12 protein-coding genes are annotated in these 20,626 nt (G+C 49.3%); 4 read left to right on the plus strand and 8 right to left on the minus strand.

The window, feature by feature from the left end:
- Positions 1–81: 81 nt before the first annotated feature.
- Positions 82–2,256: a bifunctional diguanylate cyclase/phosphodiesterase gene (locus FIU82_RS18315; protein WP_152441884.1), complete on the plus strand. Its 2,175-nt coding sequence runs from the start codon at positions 82–84 to the stop codon at positions 2,254–2,256.
- A gap of 114 nt (positions 2,257–2,370) precedes the next feature.
- Positions 2,371–4,305, plus strand: a complete 1,935-nt coding sequence (locus FIU82_RS18320) for a methyl-accepting chemotaxis protein (protein ID WP_152441885.1) — start codon at positions 2,371–2,373, stop codon at positions 4,303–4,305.
- On the opposite strand, the gene glsB is transcribed toward FIU82_RS18320, so the two are convergent.
- Entirely contained in the window at positions 4,302–5,222 is a 921-nt protein-coding gene (gene glsB / locus FIU82_RS18325) for a glutaminase B (RefSeq protein WP_022946966.1), read from the minus strand. The two genes, FIU82_RS18320 and glsB, sit on opposite strands and share 4 nt — an antisense overlap.
- Positions 5,223–5,413: 191 nt before the next feature.
- Between glsB and FIU82_RS18330 the strand changes: the two genes are divergently transcribed.
- Complete coding sequence (locus tag FIU82_RS18330; RefSeq protein ID WP_152441886.1) at positions 5,414–6,238, plus strand: endo alpha-1,4 polygalactosaminidase; 825 nt, start codon at positions 5,414–5,416, stop codon at positions 6,236–6,238.
- Between the two features lie 12 nt (positions 6,239–6,250).
- Here the strand turns inward: FIU82_RS18330 and pelG are convergent, their stop codons facing one another.
- The 7 genes from pelG to FIU82_RS18365 are packed head-to-tail and all read right to left on the minus strand — an operon-like array spanning position 6,251 to position 18,191.
- Complete coding sequence (gene pelG / locus FIU82_RS18335; RefSeq protein WP_045980605.1) at positions 6,251–7,618, minus strand: exopolysaccharide Pel transporter PelG; 1,368 nt, start codon at positions 7,616–7,618, stop codon at positions 6,251–6,253.
- The gene (gene pelF, locus FIU82_RS18340) at positions 7,606–9,111 is read right to left on the minus strand and encodes a GT4 family glycosyltransferase PelF (protein WP_152441887.1); all 1,506 of its coding nucleotides are present in this window, start codon (positions 9,109–9,111) and stop codon (positions 7,606–7,608) included. Before pelF ends, pelG begins: the two co-directional genes overlap by 13 nt.
- Complete coding sequence (locus FIU82_RS18345) at positions 9,098–10,078, minus strand: hypothetical protein (RefSeq protein WP_138548389.1); 981 nt, start codon at positions 10,076–10,078, stop codon at positions 9,098–9,100. Before FIU82_RS18345 ends, pelF begins: the two co-directional genes overlap by 14 nt.
- A complete protein-coding gene (locus FIU82_RS18350; RefSeq protein WP_022946961.1) occupies positions 10,041–11,408 on the minus strand; it encodes a PelD GGDEF domain-containing protein in 1,368 nt (455 codons plus the stop codon). Before FIU82_RS18350 ends, FIU82_RS18345 begins: the two co-directional genes overlap by 38 nt.
- Positions 11,409–11,415: 7 nt before the next feature.
- Positions 11,416–11,928 (minus strand): hypothetical protein, encoded by a 513-nt coding sequence (locus FIU82_RS18355; RefSeq protein WP_152441888.1) that lies wholly within the window; start codon positions 11,926–11,928, stop codon positions 11,416–11,418.
- 12 nt (positions 11,929–11,940) lie between these two features.
- A complete protein-coding gene (locus FIU82_RS18360; RefSeq protein WP_152441889.1) occupies positions 11,941–15,435 on the minus strand; it encodes a tetratricopeptide repeat protein in 3,495 nt (1,164 codons plus the stop codon).
- A 2-nt stretch (positions 15,436–15,437) separates the two neighbouring features.
- Positions 15,438–18,191 carry an endo alpha-1,4 polygalactosaminidase gene (locus FIU82_RS18365; RefSeq protein WP_172972760.1) on the minus strand — a complete coding sequence of 918 codons (2,754 nt, stop codon included), beginning with the start codon at positions 18,189–18,191 and terminating at the stop codon, positions 15,438–15,440.
- Between the two features lie 433 nt (positions 18,192–18,624).
- On the opposite strand from FIU82_RS18365, the gene FIU82_RS18370 reads away from it, so the two are divergent.
- Entirely contained in the window at positions 18,625–20,184 is a 1,560-nt protein-coding gene (locus FIU82_RS18370; protein WP_152441891.1) for a PAS domain-containing methyl-accepting chemotaxis protein, read from the plus strand.
- Positions 20,185–20,626: the final 442 nt, after the last annotated feature.

A 20,626-nucleotide genomic window follows, 5' to 3' on the forward strand; every position in this document is an offset into this window, starting at 1 on the left:
TAACCAGAATTTCCCTCAAAGCCTGTTCCTGATACTGTGCTAAGCTTCTTATGAAATGGTATACAAAATTACAAGAATCATATGACATCGTCTTTTAACGCGCTTTACCAATGTAGCTGCAGCGAGCAAGCCTATGAGCTGGCACTGAGTATGATTGATGAAGCTTTTGGCGCAGCCCATTGCTTTGTTGGTAAGTTATGCGCCAACGCGACAGAAGTACAGACTGTGGCCTACCATCAAGACGGTGCCGTACGCGCAAATTTCCAATATCCTCTGGCTGGCTCTCCGTGCGCCGATGCATTACAGAGCGTCGATGTGTGCGCTTTTGGCGATAATGTGGCTGATTTATTTCCCGACGATACCATGCTTGCAGAGCTGGGGATTGAAGCCTACATCGGTGTGACGCTACGCGATGTATCACGCCAACCCATTGGTATTTTGGTGGCGCTATTTGACCAACAGCGAACGTTTGACCAAGTCGATGAGCAGTGGTTCAAGGACTTGGCATTTATCGTTGCTGCTCAAGCTCGCCATGATGCTGATTTGGCGCGAAAAGATGAGCTGTTAGCCGAGTTATCACTGCGTAACATCGTGTTTGAGCAAAGCAAAGAAGCCATCATGATCACCGATAACAATAACCGCATCTTGCGAGTTAACCCCACCTTTGAGTTGTATACCGGTTATCGTGAGAGTGAACTAAAGGGGCGCTCACCCGCAGTGCTTTCCTCAGGTCAGCATAGCCCAGAGTTCTACTATGAAATGTGGCGGCAGCTCGAGCAGATGGGCCATTGGCGAGGGGAGATTTACAACCGTCGTAAAAGTGGTGAAATATACCCAGAAGAGCTGTCGATTACCGTAAATCGTGACGCAAACGGGCAAATTACCCATTATATTGGTTTGTTTCGCGATATAAGTGAATGGAAAGAAAATGAGCGCCAACTACGATTTTACGCCAGTCAAGAACCCTTAACTGGGCTTTTAAATCGCCGCAGTTTCTTAGAAAAAGTGGAGCAACACATTTCGTTGTTTCGCGCTCAGGAGCAGCACGCGTCAGTACTGTTTTTAAATCTCGATCGCTTTAAAGATATCAACGATTTATATGGCCCAGAAATTGGTGATAAGGTACTGATTGCGGTGGCATTGCGGCTGCAAAATTGTGTGCGTAATCATGATGTGATCAGCCGTTATGGCGGTGACGAATTCACTATTTTAATTGCCGATGCCAAACCTGGGCACGCGCACCGCTGCGCCGAGAAAGTGTTGGAGCGAATCCACCAGCCCATACGCTTGGGTGATTTAAGCATTGAACTAAGCTGCAGTATTGGCATCGCTCACATGCATAGCGATACCGATAGCGCCACGGTGCTCGTTCGCAACGCCAATCATGCCATGTTGAGTGTTAAGCGCGCTCAGTCTCACAGCATTGCCGTACACAGCCAAGAGATTGAAGCCATTTATCTGCGTAAACTTAAACTGCGCGACAAACTCCATAAGCTACTGCGCTTTGATGGCCTAGATGTGGCTTACCAACCGGTTATCGATAACCAAAGCGGGCGTATTGTTAAGTTTGAAGCCCTAGCACGCTGGCGCGATGAAGAGCTTGGGGTGATCCGTCCCGATGAGTTTATCGCCATCGCTGAGGAGTTCGGACTTGTGGCGATTTTGGGCCAGTTTGTGTTGCGTAAAGCGCTGGCCGGTTTGGCATGGATCCATAGTCAAGGTTACAACGACATCAGCATGGCAGTGAATCGTTCAGCCTCAGAATTTAATCATGTATTGCATCCCGTTGATACGGTGCTCGATACTTTGGCTGACTGTAACTTAAAGCCCAGCTGTTTGACCATTGAGGTGACCGAATCGGTGGCCATTCATGCCCGAAAGCAAGCCGAAGGGGTGCTCAATGAATTACGCAGCAAAGGTGTCATGGTGGCCTTAGATGACTTTTGTACAGGGTATTCATCATTGAGTCACCTTATCGACCTACATGCTGATTATATTAAAATCGATAAGAGCTTTACTCAGCAAATGCTCAGCGAACACAAGCACCAAGTGGTGATTGCCAGCGTTATTCGTATTGCCTCAGAGCTGGATATGGAAGTGATTGCCGAAGGCGTGGAAACACAGCAGCAACAGCAACAATTGCGTGAGTATGGTTGTCACTTTAGCCAAGGTTATTATTACTCTCCTGCAGTTCCTTTAAAAGAGGCGATGGTGCTGTTAGCCAAGCATAATGGCGATGCACAACGGCCCCAATGAATTTTCCAATATAGGTTCAAAAAGTGTTAAAAATGAAGCGATTAGCAGTGTTTTAATCGCAATTTAACAATCTTGTGCCATAGTGAATAAGACCGATGTTTTAGGAGCTACACCATGCAAAACCTCACCCTCAAAACCATTTTCATTGGTTTTGTGTTTGTCGCCCTGTTTGTGGTTACGTTAGTGACCGCACTCATTAATACTGGGCAGTTTTCCAGCCTTTATTATCGGCAAACTGAAACGCAGTTATTACCAGATACTGTTGGGCGAGTAGCGAATGAAATTAGAGCCGAACTGATGTACCCCACTACGGTTTCAAAAACGCTGTCGCAAAACGCGATGTTGCATCAATGGGTGCGCGATGGCGAGCAAGGGAGTGCTCAGCATAGACTGGTGCTTGATTACTTTCGCGACTTACAGCAAAAATCCGGTGCGACATCGGTATTTTGGGTAAGCCGAGAAAGCCTGAATTATTACACCGAGGGTGGGCTGTTTAAGCAGGTATCGCGCAGTGAATCACGGGATAGCTGGTTCTTTGATTTCATTTCCAGCAGTGCACAGCAACAGTTGGCGCTGGATGCCAGTGAACAAGGTGGGCAGCTGACTTTATACGTTAATACCTTAGTGAGTATTGATGGCCAGCGCGCAGGAGTCGCCGGACTGGGTTATGATGTGTCGAAAATTGCCAATATGGTTACCTCACGTAAAGTCGGCGAGCAAGGGTATCTGTTCCTGGTTGATGACACACAGCGTATTATTGCTCATGAAAACAGCCGCTTTATTGGTAAAACGGTGGCCGATGTTAACCAGTTAGCACCACTGAGCTCGGCTCTCTCTAGCAATGGCAGTGGCTTTGTACTCAATGAAACTGAGATCGATGGTGAGGCGGTTTATGGTGCGGTGATGCCCATTGAAGGCACCGAGTTGAAACTGGTCGCGGTGCTGCCAGAGCATGAGATCTCCGGCGCAATTAATTCGGTTATTTGGACCTCGGTCCTTGCCAGCGTGGTACTTGCAGTGGTGTTCTTGGTGCTAACCATGTATTTTGCCAATTGGCTAAGCAGCCGCATTCGTACCGTGGGTGATGACCTCCTTGCTATGTCTGGGCAAGGAGGCGATTTAAGTACGCGCCTTGATGATAGCGTTGATAATGAGTTGGGGCATCTGGCCAAGGGCTTTAACGCCATTATTACCAAAGTCGCTGAGCTGGTGGATGAAATCAGTGTCACCGAACAAGCGATGCGCGAGGGCATTGCTGAGCTGGCTGATTTTTCCGATAAAACCTTCAGCGCCACGGAAAGCCAGCGCTCACAGACGGATCAGGTCGCGACAGCGATCACTGAAATGGGGCAAACGATTACCGAGGTATCCGATATTGCCCACCGTACTGCCAGTGATACCGAAGAAGCGGTGCGTGAAACGACCACCACCAACGACAATATGACGCTCACCGCGCAAACCATGCAAGAACTCAACGATATTCTCAATAATGTGGATAGCAGCGTGGGTGAGTTTGCTAATCAGGCGGCAGAAATTAACTCGGTGGTGGAAGTGATTAATGCCATTTCCGAACAAACGAATTTATTAGCCCTGAACGCCGCTATCGAAGCTGCTCGCGCCGGTGAGCAAGGGCGCGGTTTTGCTGTGGTTGCGGATGAGGTGCGCTCACTGGCGCAGCGTACGCAAAAGTCTACCTCAGAGATCCGTGATCAAGTGGCGCGCTTGCAAAGTACCTCGACGCAATCACAAGAGGCCATCGCACGAGGCACAGAAAGTAGCCGCCAAGTCACTGAGCACACGCAAACGGCGGTGGCGTCGCTGCGCGCGATTCAGCAAAAGTTTGAGGAGATCAGTCAAGGCAATCATCAGGTTGCCGCCGCCACCGAAGAGCAGGGCACAGTAGTTGAGCACATTAACCAGTCGGCCCATGAAATATCAGACAGTGCCGGCAGCATTCACTCTTATGCTGAGCAGCAGCAAAGCGCAACGCAAAGTTTATTAGCGCGGGCGCAGCATCTGCGCGATTTAGTGAGTCAGTTTAAGGTTTAGAACAGATGCAGCGAAAGTCTATCGGCGAACTGCTCCAGTGCATAAAGACCCGCGCTGGAGTTGCCAAAGGCATTGAGTTTGGGTGACCACACCGATACCGCAAACTGCCCTGGGACAACAGCAACAATGGCACCGCCTACTCCGGATTTACCGGGCATGCCGACGCGATATGCAAAATCGCCAGCGGCGTCATAAAGGCCACTGGTAAAGAGCAGCGAGTTCAATTGCGAGTTTTGTTTGCTGGTCAGAATGCGCTCGCCTGAGGCGATGTCGACACCACGATTAGCGAGATAGCCAAAGGTGCGCGCCAGTTCTTGGCAGTTCATTTCGATGGCGCAAAAGCCAAAATAAACCTTGAGCACTTCTTCCACATCATTCTCAAAATTGCCAAACGAGGTCATTAAGTGCGCCATGGCAGCGTTACGATGGCGGTGTTGAAACTCTGAACGGGATACTGTTTGGTTGATACACACTCGAGGATTACCGCTGAGCCAACGCACCGTTTCTAACATGTGGTGAGTGGGCGCGCTTAAGCGGGAGTATAGCGCATCGCAGGTAACAATCGCGCCGGCGTTAATAAACGGGTTGCGCGGAATGCCTTGTTCAAATTCAAGCTGGGTAAGCGAGTTAAACGCAGTGCCCGAAGGCTCTTTGCCAACGCGGTGCCACAACGAATTGCCATAGCGTTGCAATGCTAAGGTGAGAGTGAGTACTTTGGAGACCGATTGAATGGTAAAAGGCACGTCCACATCGCCGGTGCTGAAGGTTTGCCCATCGACGGTATGCACCGCCATCGCAAACTGCTCACTATCGACCTCAGCCAAAGCCGGAATATAACTGGCCACCGCGCCCTCGAATTGCGACAATCGTGAACGTACATCGGTGTTAATGTCGTCAATAACCTGTTGAATATTCATCCGCTTCTTTCACTTGACTAAAACCCAATGATACGGAATATAACACCTATACGAAAGCGCAGCATTGCCCCAAATGATGGCCGCTTTTAGATAAGCAAGTGCTTTGGACTCAGGGTATGGACTCATGAGGCACACAATTAATAAACAATAACAGCGCAATGGACTGCTAAGCAGAGAAAAGAGAGTCATTAATGATAAGACGGTTAAGCAGTGCATTGCTGCTAAGTATGGGTATGTTGGTGGGCTGCGGTGGGTCAAGCTCCGACTCACAAGCGCCTGCAGGGCCGCCGCCGTATCCACCGCAAGGTAGTACATGGCAATGGCAATTATTGGGGGCGCTCAATAGCGAGTACGATGTATTCGCTTACGACATTGATTTGTTTAATACCGCTGCCGAAACCATTGCTAGCCTCCAACAGCAAGGGCGCTTCGTCATCTGTTATTTTTCAGCCGGAAGTTATGAATCTTACCGTGAGGATGCCGGCGAGTTTTTAGACTCAGAGCTTGGTAATACCTTGGCCAATTTTGCTAATGAGCGTTGGTTGGACACACGCAGTAGCAATGTCCGCGCTATCATGCGCGCGCGCATGGATTTGGCCGCTGCCAAAGGCTGTGATGCGGTGGAGCCGGATAATGTTGATGGTCACATTAATAACACCGGTTTTGCACTCACTCGTGAGAACAGCATTAATTACAGCCAGTTTATTGCTGAATATGCGCGCTCGCTCGGCTTGTATGTGGGTCTTAAAAACAATGTTGGCTTGGCGCAAACCTTGGAGCCTTACTTTGATTTTGCGGTCAATGAATCGTGCTTTCGCTTTAATGAGTGTGCACGCTTAGCTCCTTTTGTTGATGCTGAAAAGGCGGTTTTTCACGTGGAATATTTGTCGGTGGCCGAGGTCGGCAGCGGTGAGCTGCAACGAGTCTGTGCACAAACCGAGCCGCTGGGCTTTTCCACCTTGGTGCTGCCCACGGCATTGAATGACGCGTATCGCTTTAGCTGTAGCGAGCAATGAGGGCTTTACTTATTAGCGTTGCAGCATAAAGGTCTCATATTCGAGGCGGTTAAACTGACGATTTAGCATCACTAACCCCAAGACGGTGCTGATCAGCATGGCTAAAGCAAAACCGTAGCCATAGACCTCAGGCCCAAGCTGAATGGAGAGCTCAGTGAGCATCAAGTTGGCCAGGGTCATCACCGTCACCAAGGCCGTGGCCTGATAACGTTTATCTAAATAAAACATGACGTTGAGTATGGCCATCAAAATAACTTGCAAAGACACGCCGACTAAATCGACATACAGTAAGTGTAGATACGCGAGGTCTATTTTCAGCAGTGTGAGAATTTCTTCACTCCACAACAGCAGCAACGCGAGGGTGATCCCTTGCACTTTAAAAATTTGATATAAGCTGTCTTTGCAGTGCAATACCATTTGGTCTTTAAGTAAGTACACCGACTCCAAAGTGCCGCCTTCGCGCACCGTTTGGTAAAACCGCTCGTTTGAGGCGGCAAAGTCGGTCTCCATGTGCAGCATAAACACCGCCATGCCAGGAATAATGGCGAGGTACGCGATAAAAATTGGCAAATCATAGATATATGAGGCACGGAACATATCGATAACGGCAAAAGACACCTCGGGGTGTAGCCAAAATACGAATTTATCTACCCACACTCCCAAGTTATAAAGCAACCCACATAATGCGAGCGAGTAAAAAGCTTGCTTGCGGTTTAAAAACTGAAAGGCGATAAGCGAACCGGCGCTGTAATTGCGTAAAATAAAAAAGAGCAAAACAAAGGTGATTAGCCCCTGACACGCGGCAAAGATCATCAATAGCCCCAAAATACCGTAAGGTGGCAGTAACCATGAAGCCAGCACCATCAGCGTATAGCCAATCGCCAAGGTAGCTACAATCCGATAATACTGCTTCATACCGCTTAGGAATACGATGATTAACCACAGGTTGCACAGCACCACAAAGCCGCATAACAACGCCATTTTCACTGCTGCATCTAACGATGTATTGGCCAGTACCGCAATACCAATGGCTGTGCCAAGCACCGAAACAAGTAACATGCAGCCTAATAAATTTGGCGTTACCTTGTGGTCCTTGCCTTCAAATAGCCGGTCGGAGATAAACCGTGTTAGTAGCAGTTGGAACATACCACTGAGGATCAGTGAGCCAGCCATCATGTAAGTGACTAGCACTAGGTACTGTATGATCAGAGTGTTAGGGAACACTCGACCGATACTTATCATACCGATGATCATTAGCGCTAAAATGGATAGCACCCAGGGCCCTGAGCCCACAACTGCCGCCAAGCCGTATGCTTCGAGGTAAGAGAGCAGGGTGTTTTTCTTTAATATTCGGCGTAGCTCAAAGCCTATTCCTGCCATGTTAAATGCTCCTCATACAGCGTTTGGTAGCGCTCATACATCGTATGTTCTTGATAATATGCTTGCACTCGGCGGTAGCCGTTATCACCCATTTGTCGCCAGCGCTGGTCATCTTCCAATAGCGCCAGCAAGGCTTCACTGGCTTGGTTGGGGTCGGCTATATTTGTTACATAGCCACAGCGCCCAAGTTGCTGGTCGTGTTCGTTCATACCTTCGAGAATTTCGCGGCATGAGCCAACTTCTGAGGCCACACAAGGGATACCTGCGGCCATGGCTTCAAGTAGCACCAGGGGTTGCGCCTCACTGATGGAGGTGAGCATACACACGCCAAGTTTGGGAAGAATTTCGGCAACATTTTGCATGCCCAAGAACAGCACATTGTCTTGTAGCCCCAAGCTATTAACCAGCAGTTCGCACTCGCGAACATAGCTTGGATCTTCCTCGGTGGGGCCAATGATCCATCCTTGTAGTTCTGGTTCGCTATTAAGGGCCACACGAATAGCACGAATAAAGGTTTTAATATCCTTAATGGGCACCACGCGACCAATTAACCCCGCGACTTTAGGCGCCTGTTGCGGTCGCTTGGCGTAGGCCTCACTGAAGCGCTCCATACTGATACCGTTGACAATTACCCCAGTTTTATCGGCCGGTGCGCCGTCTTTTATTTGCCGCTGTCTATTGCCTTCATACAAAGCGACAATGCTATCAGCTTGGTCGTAGGCGGTACGCCCTAATTGCTCAAAAAAATCTATCCAGGTTTGCCGTGTTTGCTCCATTTTTTTATGGATACTGGTGTCCAGCGCACTGTGGCGGTCTTTGATCCAGCTTGCTTGAGTAAGATCGATTTTGCGCTCTTTGGTATAAATACCGTGCTCGGTTAATAAATAAGGCATCTGCTGTTTTTGTTTCGCCAAGGCGCCGAGAAACCCCGCATAGCCAGTCGAAATACTGTGAAATAGCCGCGCAGGGGGGAGGTTTTCAGCCACTTTGACTAAGGTGAATAAGGGGCTGTAGATGTTGCGAAAGGTCCAAAAGTAATCTACAAACGATTGGTTTTGTGCGTGTTGGAAATACAAATCAACAATCACATCCCAAGAGCGCTCGCTGTATAAAAAGTCATCATAACTTAGGCCATGCTTTTTACCCAAGTTAGCCAACAAGCCTTGTAAATGCTCACCATCTAAGGTTTGCTCTGGGTTTTTAAAACGTGAGATGACATTTTGCCACAGGCTGAAGGCGGATTTTTTCCCGCGTCGAGCGCGCGGTGCCAGCAAGCCGTCCTTGTCCATCAAGTAATGGGTCTCCAAGCCGACCACATTGTCAGGCAAGGTGTAATGCTGCTGTTGATAAAAAGAGCGGCTTCCGCCTATAAATACAAGGTAAAAGTTAAGGTGGCTAAGGCCACTGATCAGCTGATGCACCCAGCTTGATACACCGCCGCGCACGTAAGGGTACGTGCCCTCTAACAATAAACACACATCAATACGCTTCACGACGCCAAAACTCCCTTAATTCATTTAGCGCATCACCGGGTTCGGTGGGCAGGTGACTGACTAATAAAGCGGCATGGTCGTAATCGCCCTGAGCAAAAGCGGCCTCGGCTAGATAGGGCGCCACTTGTTTTAATAACAGGCCGCGATGACGCGCTTTTTCTAGATACTGCGTGGCTAAATCATATTCTTGTAATTCCAGCAGCACCCGGCCGAGTTGTAATTCACTGCGCGGTGAAGGGGTGAGGGCTTCGGCTTGCAGTAGGTAACTTTTCGCTTGCTCTAAATAGTGATTGCGCAGTGGCCCTTCAGCGATGCCAAGGTAGCATAGCTCCCAATACAGCTCAGCAATTTGAAAATGCAACGAGGCTTGTGCGCCTTCGCTTAGTTTGTTTTTCAATGCGTCAATGTTGCGGTTGATACCAAATTCTATTTTTTCGATGGCGGCATAGGCAAGTAAACGCACGTCATCGACCTTATCGGTCAGCGCTAACTTAAGCAACGGCACCGCCACGCGCTCTGGTAAAAAGCGACAGGCATTGACCGCAATCAGGCGACGCTCATCGGAGGGATTAAACAACAAAATATCTTTCAGTGCGGCGGCACCAAACTGGCTTTGTTCAAGTTGCTCTGGGTGCAGGGGTAATTCCAAGCTTTCGGAGCGCTCCCATAGTGCCGGCTGCTTTTTCTTCGGGAAATACAAGGCGACGATAAAAATCGTCGCCAACCCCAGCATACCGACCATGGGCATACTGAACGCAATCACAAAAATAAAGGTAATGGCACCGATAACGGGTTGTTTGTAGCGTCGCGGCAGCGCCAGCCAACACACTAAGGTGAAGGTTCCCGCAGCGGCGCCATGGCTGGCAGCATAACTTAACCAGCCGAGCAGACTAAGGTCTTGCTCGCCGAGTAGGTAAAGGCTTGCCGACTCAAAGAGAATCGTTTGAAGAATCAGCCAAATCTTCATCGAACGCTCCTAAGTCTTCGAGCAAGGTATTTACTTGCTGGTATTGCTCAAATACCAACAGCGGACCAAATACGTCTAAATCGCCTTCGGCAATGGGGGCATTATTGGCGAGGATGCTGCGGATCCGCTGCACAAATTGCTCAGCTTCCATCACTGTGGTCATCGGTAACAGCACGCACAATGCTTGGCGGCCATCTTCACGCTCGCAAGACCAGTAAATATCGGCACCACGGCGAAAATCGGTAACATGTTCTAAATCGAGGTGTTGCGCTTCACTGTTGTCGTAAAACACCACCATGGCGCTATCTGCACCGTAATGGCGCTTATACCACAGTTGGTTTTCCAAATACTGGCGGAACAGCTGGCGTTGTTCGGGTTTGAGAATGGGTGCGAACAACTGGTGTGACATAAAGTTGGCAATATAACCGGCCAGTAATGCAATCAGGGCAATATTACTTTGCGTGAGGGACACAAACTTGACCTTCTCTGCAAGCACCACCCCTTGTAGCTCGCCGCTGACATCAACTAGGGGGATCACCAACTGATAATTGAGATTATACTCATCGCTGTCGATAAAGTTCGCCGGAGAGAGTACAGCCTTAGAGGTGTACACATCTTGCAGCATTAAATCATCAGCGATAAGGGCATGTTCACTGCCAATGGTGGCCAGTGCGCCGGGCACCAGCTTGCCGTCACGTATTTCGTACAAACCTGCTTGATACATGGTAATCACATCAGCAAATACTTGAAGGCTCTTTTGGGCCAAGTTGGCAAGGCGATTTTCCGCATGGCCGGAGGCCGCTTGTTGGAGTAGTTGAATGCCAGTGCGTAGGCTCATTTGTTTGCCAGCCGCGCGCTGCTCAAGCTGGTCGTGGGATATCTTCAATAAATGGTAATTTTGCGTAAAGCTTTTTAGCTTTTGTTCCATATAGCGGTGGTTTAGCTCAAAGCGCTGATTGATATCATGCCAGTGATCGCGAAATTCGCCCACCAACATGGTCACCACTGCTGTGCCCACAGACACAGATAGGCTAATCGATACTTCTGTGGCGATAAAATTATCGACCACACCGACACTCACAAGTAACAGCACGAAGCTCATCATTCCGCGACCAAATCCGTAGCGCAGGGCGATGACAAGGGGCCCCAACATCGGCCAATAGAAGTAATCAGTGGCGTGTTCATGAGCGAGGCTGGCTTGATACACCCAGATGCTCAGGGCAATAAAGGTGATAAAAACCAGTTCAAACCAGGCGATAGGCTGGTGGTCACTGCCAAAAAGCAGGCGCCTGATAACGGCATTAAGGCCACGACGTTTACTGTGAGGCATAGCGCGACTAATCCCAGTCTAGTTCATCAATCAGGGTATCGATGGCCTCAAGTGCGACCTGCGAGAGCGACTCACGGCCCCATCCTGTTTTTGATGTGGAACCACGCCAAAGCTCATTGCCACTGCTATCTGCAAGGGTCAGTGTCAGCCCCACTGCCGGCTCACCATCCAAGCCATACTTATATTGCCACTCTTGTACTGAACCAGATACCACATAGCCCGGCTGTTGTTCACTCAGCCACCGCTGCGCTTCTTGATTACGCTGGGCAGGCTCAAGGCTCGCCTGTAAATCACCCACTTTTTGCTTGGGGTAGAGTGTTACCTTCAACCCTTGCTCAGCAAGTGCAGATGCCAGCAGTTGCTCAGCCTGAGCTTGCGCCATAGGCATATTTGACTGATTGGCCAAGGGCATAATATATACCTGTTGATTGGCGCTGAGCGTCGGGCTTTCACCGGCATAGTGCGTTGCGCAACCACTGAGTATGAAGGCCAAAGCCAATGCCATTATTGTTTTCATCATTTTATCCTCACATCAAAAGTCGATAAAGTATCCCACGTTGAGTGTTAAGCTCTCACGGCCATTTTGGTCGGCACTTTGCCACACACCCTTTATGAAAAATTCATCATTGCCAAATGCTTGCACACCCAGCCCTACGTTAGCCGAATAATCGACGCGTTGCTCAATAAAGTTATAACCCACGGCAGTATCAAGCCAGTAGCGCATACCTGGGGTGTTTCGTCCAGGTTGTGAGACTTCACCACGCAGCAACGATTGGCCCAACGCTAAACGTCGGTATTTAGGGGTTAGAAAATCCACAGCTTTAACTGGCTCAGGGCGCTGCAAGTGTGCTGTTAATCGCTGTAATGGCCGCTCGTCCAAGGTGTTTTCTTGGTGGTCATACTGCGCATACACCTGCCAACTCGGAGTAAAGTTGAATTGCTCACTCAGACGCACGCTGCTTTGCCATTGTTGACCAATAGGCTCACCAAAGTCGGAATGAAACAGCGCCCGCGAAATATTTATATTTACTTGCTCGTAGCGCGTTGGCTGCCAACTCAGTTGATAGGCGAGCCTATCCTCATTGCCGAACATGTAGAGATTTTCACTTTGCTGCGAGGGCATGCTGTGACGCACACTCAGGGTGTGGCTTAGACGTCTATCTGATTGCCACGTTGCGCTTGCATGCTGACCAAATACCGTGTTGGTATCGCGCTCGCTGATGGCTATACCAAAGTGCAAGTCTTGCCAACGCGGTCGAGCGCGTATCCGCCAATCTAGATTCACACTCTGGTCTTGGTAATGATCGATTAGGGTTGAGGCGGGGTCGCCGCTATCATATTGATAAGAGAGCGCCATATGACCATCGCCCAGAGGACGATAATAGCTAAGCTGCTCTGTGCTTAGCTGCCACGTATCAAGCAGGCTGTGTTCAAAACGCACGCCATGGGCGTGGCGGTCGTGTTGGGCTGCTAAAAAGCGTTGCAATGGAGCTAAATCTTGTTTGGCGACACCACCATTAAGGGCTTGTTGGCCCAGTTGCCATGCGGCAAAGTTATCACCTAATTGCGAGAGTGCTGTGGCCCGCTCAGTGGCGGTCAGTGTTGTTGATTGGTAAGCCAAAGCACGTGCTTGCGAGTGGTTGTGCTGTGCCAGCGCTAAAGACAATAAAATGCTGTCATTGAACTGCTCGGAAGCGATGACTTGATGGGCTTGTAACAAGGCTATCTTTTGCAAGGCTCCAAGCGTTGGGTCGCTAAACAAGGCATTGATATCAGCGCCACCGTTGCCTTGGTGCAGATGCCAATTGAGCTGTGCGCTGGCATAGGCGGGCGATACTAAGGTGCGCAGCAATGATACGTAGCTAATTTCGCCATCCTGGAGGGCGCGAAGCTCAGCACTTAATTGTGTGAGCACTTGCACGCGCAAGCGTTGAGCCTGCGCTAAAGCACCTTGATTTTGCAACAGCGAAGCCCAGGCTAATTTATCAGCGGCGGTGCTTAACTCGGCGTTATCTAACTTGCGATACCAGCTATCAGCATGAGTATATTCGCCCAGTTGTTGCGCCGCATAAGCTAAAGCCTGATACATAGACGCAGTCTGCTGGTTGTGTGGTGCTAAATACCAGTACAGCTCACGCAGCCATGGGGTGTCTTGACTGTCTATCGCCAGCCACAATGCACTTTGTTGCACGTTCGGGTTACGCGGGTAATGGGTGAGTAATGTACTTAGCAGCTCTTTGGCGCGAGTATGGTGTTTTTTATACATGGCTAAACGCACGCGCAATAGCTGCACGGATAAGCGTTTGTCGCCACTGTGATCGGCTGTTAAGGCGTCGCTGGCACGTTTTATCAGTGCTGCATTTTGCTCGCTGAGGCCGTATTCTAGGAGATGATTGAGCACCACAATGCTTTTTGTTTGCGCATAATAAAGCCACAAGGTATCCAAGCTTCGTTGGTCTAGCTTATTGTGGGTGGCAATCAGTAAGTAGGGGTCCAAACTGGTATCGCCTCGATACACACGAGCACGCTGAAAGCGCTGTTGCAATGGCCTGTTTGCGATATAGGTCGCCAGCTCTTGTAAGTTGGTAAGCTGCTCTACATCTAAGGCTTCTTCATCGCTGTATCGATAAAGTAGCATCAGCGCCTTATCTACCTCGCCAATCGCGACAAAGCTTTGCGCAAAGTAATTCAAGTTGATGTAATCGTATGTCGGCTCAAGCGGCAAAGTTGCCCACAAGACCGTGGCTTGCTTTGGTGCGCCGACAAAATTATAAAAACGCGCGAGTTGGAACCAATAAAACTCTCGAGCTGGAAAGCGCTGATGCAGCGTTTGCAAATGCGTGAGGGTCGTTTGTGCGCCTAGGGCTTTGTCACTGAAGTCGACCCATTGTTTAAGGGTGCTATCATCGAGCTCGTCTTTGAGTGCTAGCTGATAGTAAAAGTCGCTCAAAGCAAATAGGTCACTCTCCGCTAAAGCTTCACTGACGCCTTGCCACAGAAGGGCTTTGTCAGGTTGCGTGGCAATAATTTGCTTTGCAAGTACCAGCGCACTGGCGGTATCGCCCAGCCAAAGATAGTAATCATGAAGTTGGCGCTTATCGGCTAAAGTAGGTGCAACACTCAAAACTTTAGCAAGCCACACTGCGGCTTGTTCAATATCACCCACCTCAGCAAAGCGTTCACTGGCTTGGCGCCAATCAGCGGGATCACTACTTTGCTTGGCCTTACTCGCACTTAATTGGGCTGCTAACGTTGGCTTGTTGGCGGCCCGCAAGAAGTTAATACTCAACTGCAAACAGGTGTTGTCACACTGATGCTGATGGCGGCGAATAAGCGCCTCACCTTGTTGCCAGTGTTGTTGGGCGCTATATAACCCAAGTAACTGCTCAAAGTGCGCATCTGAGGGTTGTTGCTCGTACAAGGCTTGGCTGTGAAAAATAGCCCGCTCTTTAAGCCCCGCCTGCAACGCTAAAGACAATAAAGCCTGATGTTCACCTTGTTGCTGACTTAGCAACTGATAAGCAAGGCGAGGCTCGCCTATTTGCAAGGCATAGCTGGCAAAGTGTTGGCGTTGTGATGAGTTGAGCTCTGGCACTAAGGCGTTTAAATAATCGATTAATTGTCTGCGCGCCGTTGGGTCTTGGCGCTGTATCAGTCGCAGTAGGCTGTCGGCGTAGAGCGTTTGCGCTTGCGTAAGTAAAGCGGAGTCGGCAAATTTAGTCAGCGGTGTTAGCTGGGCCAAGCTTTGATGATATTGATCGAGCTTGAAGTGCTGCTTTGCGAGGGTTAAATCCAGTTTTAAACTCGGTACTTGGTTGCTTTTAAGCACATTCAAGAAGGCGATGGCCACAGTGGGGTCTTGCGCGTCTTCAAGCATATCAATCAGCAGAGCGCGATTGGGTTGCAGTATCCACAACAGCGCCAACGTTACCGTTGCAAGGGTGATCAGCGCACGACGACTCATCAACACGATACGCTTGTCGCCGCGAGGGTCGCCTTTGGTGTGAATACGCGCTGGCGGGTTCATCGTTATTGACCCTGCCCCGGGCAATGGAGCTCAACATGGTAGCGTCCACGCTTAGAGCTGCGAATTGTCCATTGATTAGCTGCTTTATCAAGCGTAAGCGCGGGGTCGCTGAGCTTGTTTACTTGGCATGAAGCGACATTATCTAACGTTAGTTGCAAATCACGATGAGCGAGCACCGTAAAGCGTAACCTCTCTCCTTGCCACTGCCAGTGTTCAATCACCGCGTTGGCTTTAGCTAAATAGGCACGGTTAGAAAACGCCGCCGTATCGCCTTGGCTAAGCGATAAAGTTGAGCGTGGCTGTACTAAGGTAATGTAGTTGCCATCCGGGCCTGGGGTGAACCCTGCGATGCCTTCACTATCACCATCTGGCAGTTGATTGCTGGCGATACGCAACGATTTCACGCCGGTACTGGTAATATGCCAGTTATCATCATCAATGGCGCGAGCCACCCCAGTTTCATAAAGCGTGCGTGCACGGTGGGCGTATTCGCTTAAGTACAGTGGTGTTAATTCGTGCTTCTCTACCCAATCATAGAGGTGATCTAATGCGCCTAAAGAAGCAGGGTAGACCCCGGAATACATATGGTAATAAATGCTCACAGGCTTTAAGCGTCGTGGCGCACCGAGTAATTCAAAGGTTTCGCTGGCACGGGCAAAGCCTCGGTAGTTTTCAGTCCACAGCTCTGTGTAGAGGTTTTCGTTCATCACCGCAGCGTAGACTTGAATGCCGTCTTTATACCAGTTTAGGTGTGGATATACTTGGGCAATAGAGTAGTTGTCGTTGAGTACATAAGTGTTGCCGCCATTGACGTTGTATAAATCGAGTTGCCTGGTTTTAGCAATGACATCAGCGGTTGGGTCGGCCATGCCAGACCACAAGAACACCTCTACTTGCTTATGCTTAGGGGCTAGATGCTCGTTGATATAACGCACACTGCCAAACACTTCACGGTCATAATCAAGGGTGTAATTGGGGACCGGTAAGGAATCGCCGTAGAGCTTTTCTTTCGCATCAATACGGTCGTCCCAAAAGAAAGGGTGGCTAAAGGTGTGCGAAGCAATTTCAACGTTATCAAGCGCGAAGGTTTGCCGCGCTATTTCCTCTAGTTCACTGGCAATGTCAGGGTATAAGCCATGAGGAGCAACTTCCGCTTCAACCACTGAAACCGTATGGGGGAGGGGCGATTTTTTCAGCACATTATTGAGTATTGATGCGCCAGCATAGGGACGCCCAGGAAGCCAAGCGACTGAGGGGAAACCATCGCCATCAATGTGCGCGGTAACGATGCGCAGCCCGGATTCGGTGGTGACATCGGGCACCGGAATAGCAGCAAGGGAAAACAGTGGCATTAGGTGCGCGAATGGCTCTAGTGGCCAACGGTTGCGGTCGCCTATTAACTCTTGGACCGTCAGAGGTTCAAGAAACAGCCCACCCCAGGGCATACGCGCTACGCCCACGCCCGTATTGCCTTGGCTATCATTAATGCTCACTAGCGCCGGTGTGCGCGAGTCCATTAACTGATATCGAGGAAATTGTTTGGGCGCAGCATGGGGCATGGGGTAGGTGAGCTTGGCTCCGCTACTTTCAAGCGCGCCGATGTAACTGCCGTTTTCACGTATCCCTAGACGCGCTAACAAGGCTTTATCATCGGGAAGCTCACCGATAATAACTGTTGGCCGCTGAGAAATACTGCGCAGTAGCAGCTGTTGAGCATCTAAATGCTGATAACTGGCTTGGGGGAGCCAAAACGCGACGCCGGCAAACCGATTCAAGTCAAGTTGTGAAAGGCGACCATCACGAATATCAACGCATTGGGGAACATAGCCTTGATACTCGATTAAGGTGGCTAAATATTTATGACACGCAGATTGCTTTTTAAGCACTACGCTCGAGTCATAGACCCCCAGTACTCGCCGACGAACAGGGTAGTGCAAAGAAACCCCAAACTGCTGTAATAAGCCGTCGCTGACATAGGGGGTGAAGCCTAAGGCAGCGATTTCTTTTGCTGCCGCGACTCTGGCTTCTACACCCGCTGGCAGGTAGTCAATCACAATGGCCTCAATGCCCAAGTCCTCAATGTGCTCAAGCTTGGTGCGAAGCCACTGGATATCGCTATCGCTTTGGCGAGTATAGTCATTATTGGTTATATCAAAGCCATACATCAGTGATTCGGCGACCACCGCTTGCGGCGGCTGGGCCAGCTTGTCGACCAATTCAAAGCCGCGATTGAGCATCACCGGCAGTGATGTGGCGATACTATCAATGAGCGAGACCAGCGCTTGTTGTTGCGAGGCATGTTGTTCGCGAGGCAGTGCAAGTTGATAACTATCTAAGGTATCGAGAAAAACACCGCTGAATCCCTGGCGCTGATAGCGCTCAGTTTGCTGTTGCAGATGTTGACGCCACACAGGGGATGCCGCATCCATAATTTCGGCTTGCCAGGCGCTGTTACGGCCAATGCTTGCGGCGTCTAAAAGCCGGGTATCTACGCCTAGGTATTCCCCTACACTGAGATAAGCATACACTTGCGTATTGGCATTTTTTAATTGCTGTAACTGGCGTTTTGACAGCTGCTGCGGTGACACCACAACCCGCTGATAGCTGATAAGCTCGCGCACGGAGTCAACTTCGCCGTAATAAAAAGCGATTGACTGCTCGAAGTGTGTGGGTGCAACTGCTTTTGTAGGCTGTGCTATTAAACCAGTGACAACCAGAGCAACAACCACAGTGAAAACAAATTTACATTTAGTCAATAGTAATACTGCCAATTAACTTAAACCAAGTGACGATGTGCGGCTGGGTTAGCCTTTTAATAGCTTGCTACAGACTGCTACTAAAACTAATTCTTTAGGGTGAGTTTTTCGCTATTATGTCACATCCCCGGGTAATGCGTCTACGCAATAATTTACCTAGGGTGAACAAAGGTAAACAACTCACCGATAAGATGTATTGTTAATGCAAATTGACCGGCAACGGCTCTGTAACCAGCGAACTCCTTGCAATTTCGATCAAAGCTTAACTAGACTGAACTATGTAATAAATTACAACATCTTACAACACTCACATTGTAAGTATGGCAGCTGTTATCTTTTTGCCAAGCAAATGCTATCTATAAAGTATAAGTTTTTGTTAGTATAGAGTTTTATGCGTGCGGCATGGCACAGGCGTCGTAACAGGGAATCATTAATGAGAAATAACCAACCCATCACCGCTAGTGAAAAGCGTTTTCCTCCCGAGCAAAAGCTCATTTCCGTCACTGATTTAAACGGCACTATCCTCGATTGTAACCAAACGTTTGTCGATATCAGTGGCTTTAGCCGCGACGAATTGGTTGGCCAACCTCACAATATTGTCCGCCATCCCGATATGCCACCTGCGGCGTTTAAAACAATGTGGGGTTACCTAAAGCAAGGTAAAGCGTGGATGGGGCTAGTAAAAAACCGCTGTAAGAATGGTGACTACTACTGGGTTGATGCCCATGTTTCGCCCATTACCGAACAAGGTAAAGTGGTAGGGTATGAATCGGTACGCACTAGCCCACGACGTGAGGATGTTGCCCGCGCAGAGGCACTTTACGCGCGCATCAGAGACAATAAAAGCACGTTCACGCTGCCTAACAATACTGAATTTTATGCCTTGGGCCTTGCCCTCGCAGTCGCTTTTATTATCTTCCTAAGTGGCAATACTGTTGCCGCCGAGGCGGTGGCCCTAGTGAGTGTATTAGTGTTTGCCGGATTTAATACCTTTTCCCGGGTGCGTTTGAAAAAACGCTTAGACACACTCATAGGCGATCGCTTCTGCGACCCACTTGCGGTGCAAAGCTACTGCGATCATGGTGGCCCTTTGGGGCGTTTAAGCGTAGCGGTGAAATCAGACAGGGCGCATTTAAATACCATCCTAACGCGTATCGATAATGCCGCGAACCGTGTTGCTGCAGATGCCAGCAGCAGCTATTCCATGTCGGTCGATGCGAGAGAGAAAATAGACGCTCAGCATCAGCAAACCGAGCAAGTCGCCACGGCAATGAACGAAATGACGGCCACCATTGGCGAAGTATCACAAAATGTACAGCTGACCTCTGAGCAAGCCAGCGAGGCCAATGATTTGGCCTCAGAAGGTGCCGCAGTGGCAGATAAGACTCGTCAATCTATTGAAACCTTAGGGCACACGGTGCAACAAATCGGTGACTCGGTACAAGGGGTCTCAGAGCAGTCAGCCTTGATTGCGCAAGCGGCGCAAATGATTGAACAAATTGCTGAGCAAACCAACCTATTGGCACTCAATGCGGCGATTGAAGCGGCACGTGCTGGTGAGCAAGGCCGAGGCTTTGCGGTGGTAGCTGATGAGGTCAGACAGCTTGCACAACGCACACAGAAGTCGACCGGGGAGATCCAGGGGATCATTAGCGAGCTCAATAGCCGCAGTGAGCAGGCGGTCACTATTGCTGAGCAAGGGCGTAAAGAGTCGCAACAAGGCCTTGATGAAGTGCAACTAAGTACCGAAAAACTCAGTGGTATTGCTCAGGCGGTGGCCAACATTAACGACATGGCGAATCAAATGGCTGCGGCTGTTGAAGAGCAGGCTCATGTGGCTGAAGATATTAACCAGCAAGTGGTCAGTATTGCCGGTCTGGCTGATGATAGTCAGCAAAGCTCGGATCAAGCGCAACAAGCTATTACGCGCTTAACAACTGTATCAGATGAACTCTGTGAGCTGGTGGTGCGCTTCTCTCGCTCACATGATTAATACCTAAACTGTCAGCGCGTTAGCGTGCTGACTAGGCCTATCACCGCCTGAGTAACGCTTATGGCGGTGAACCTGCTAGCACATGCTTCACTTAACTCCCCCGTCAACCCTTTTCCCAGTGCTTGTGAACGGCAAGTAAAAACCACCAACATGTGCAGAAGCATTAACGTTGACGTTCATGTCATATTTCTAAATAGCATAACTCTTTGCGTTTTCTATCATCAAAGCTATTAAAAAACTGTTTTGGTTATAAACTAGACGAAATAAATATGTACCCAATATAACTCTAATTGTTTACCAAAGGTTAATCTTTTGTTCATTTTGTGATTGTTAGACTCCACGCGGCTTTGAGGTACAAACTTACAAAAAACTGAATGAATAAAGTGGCATGCTTACCCCAGTTTTTAGCAATTTATTCGAATAAACAAACGGTTCTTCTAGA

The sequence above is a fragment of the Pseudoalteromonas sp. THAF3 genome (assembly GCF_009363775.1).
Lineage (GTDB): Bacteria > Pseudomonadota > Gammaproteobacteria > Enterobacterales > Alteromonadaceae > Pseudoalteromonas > Pseudoalteromonas ruthenica.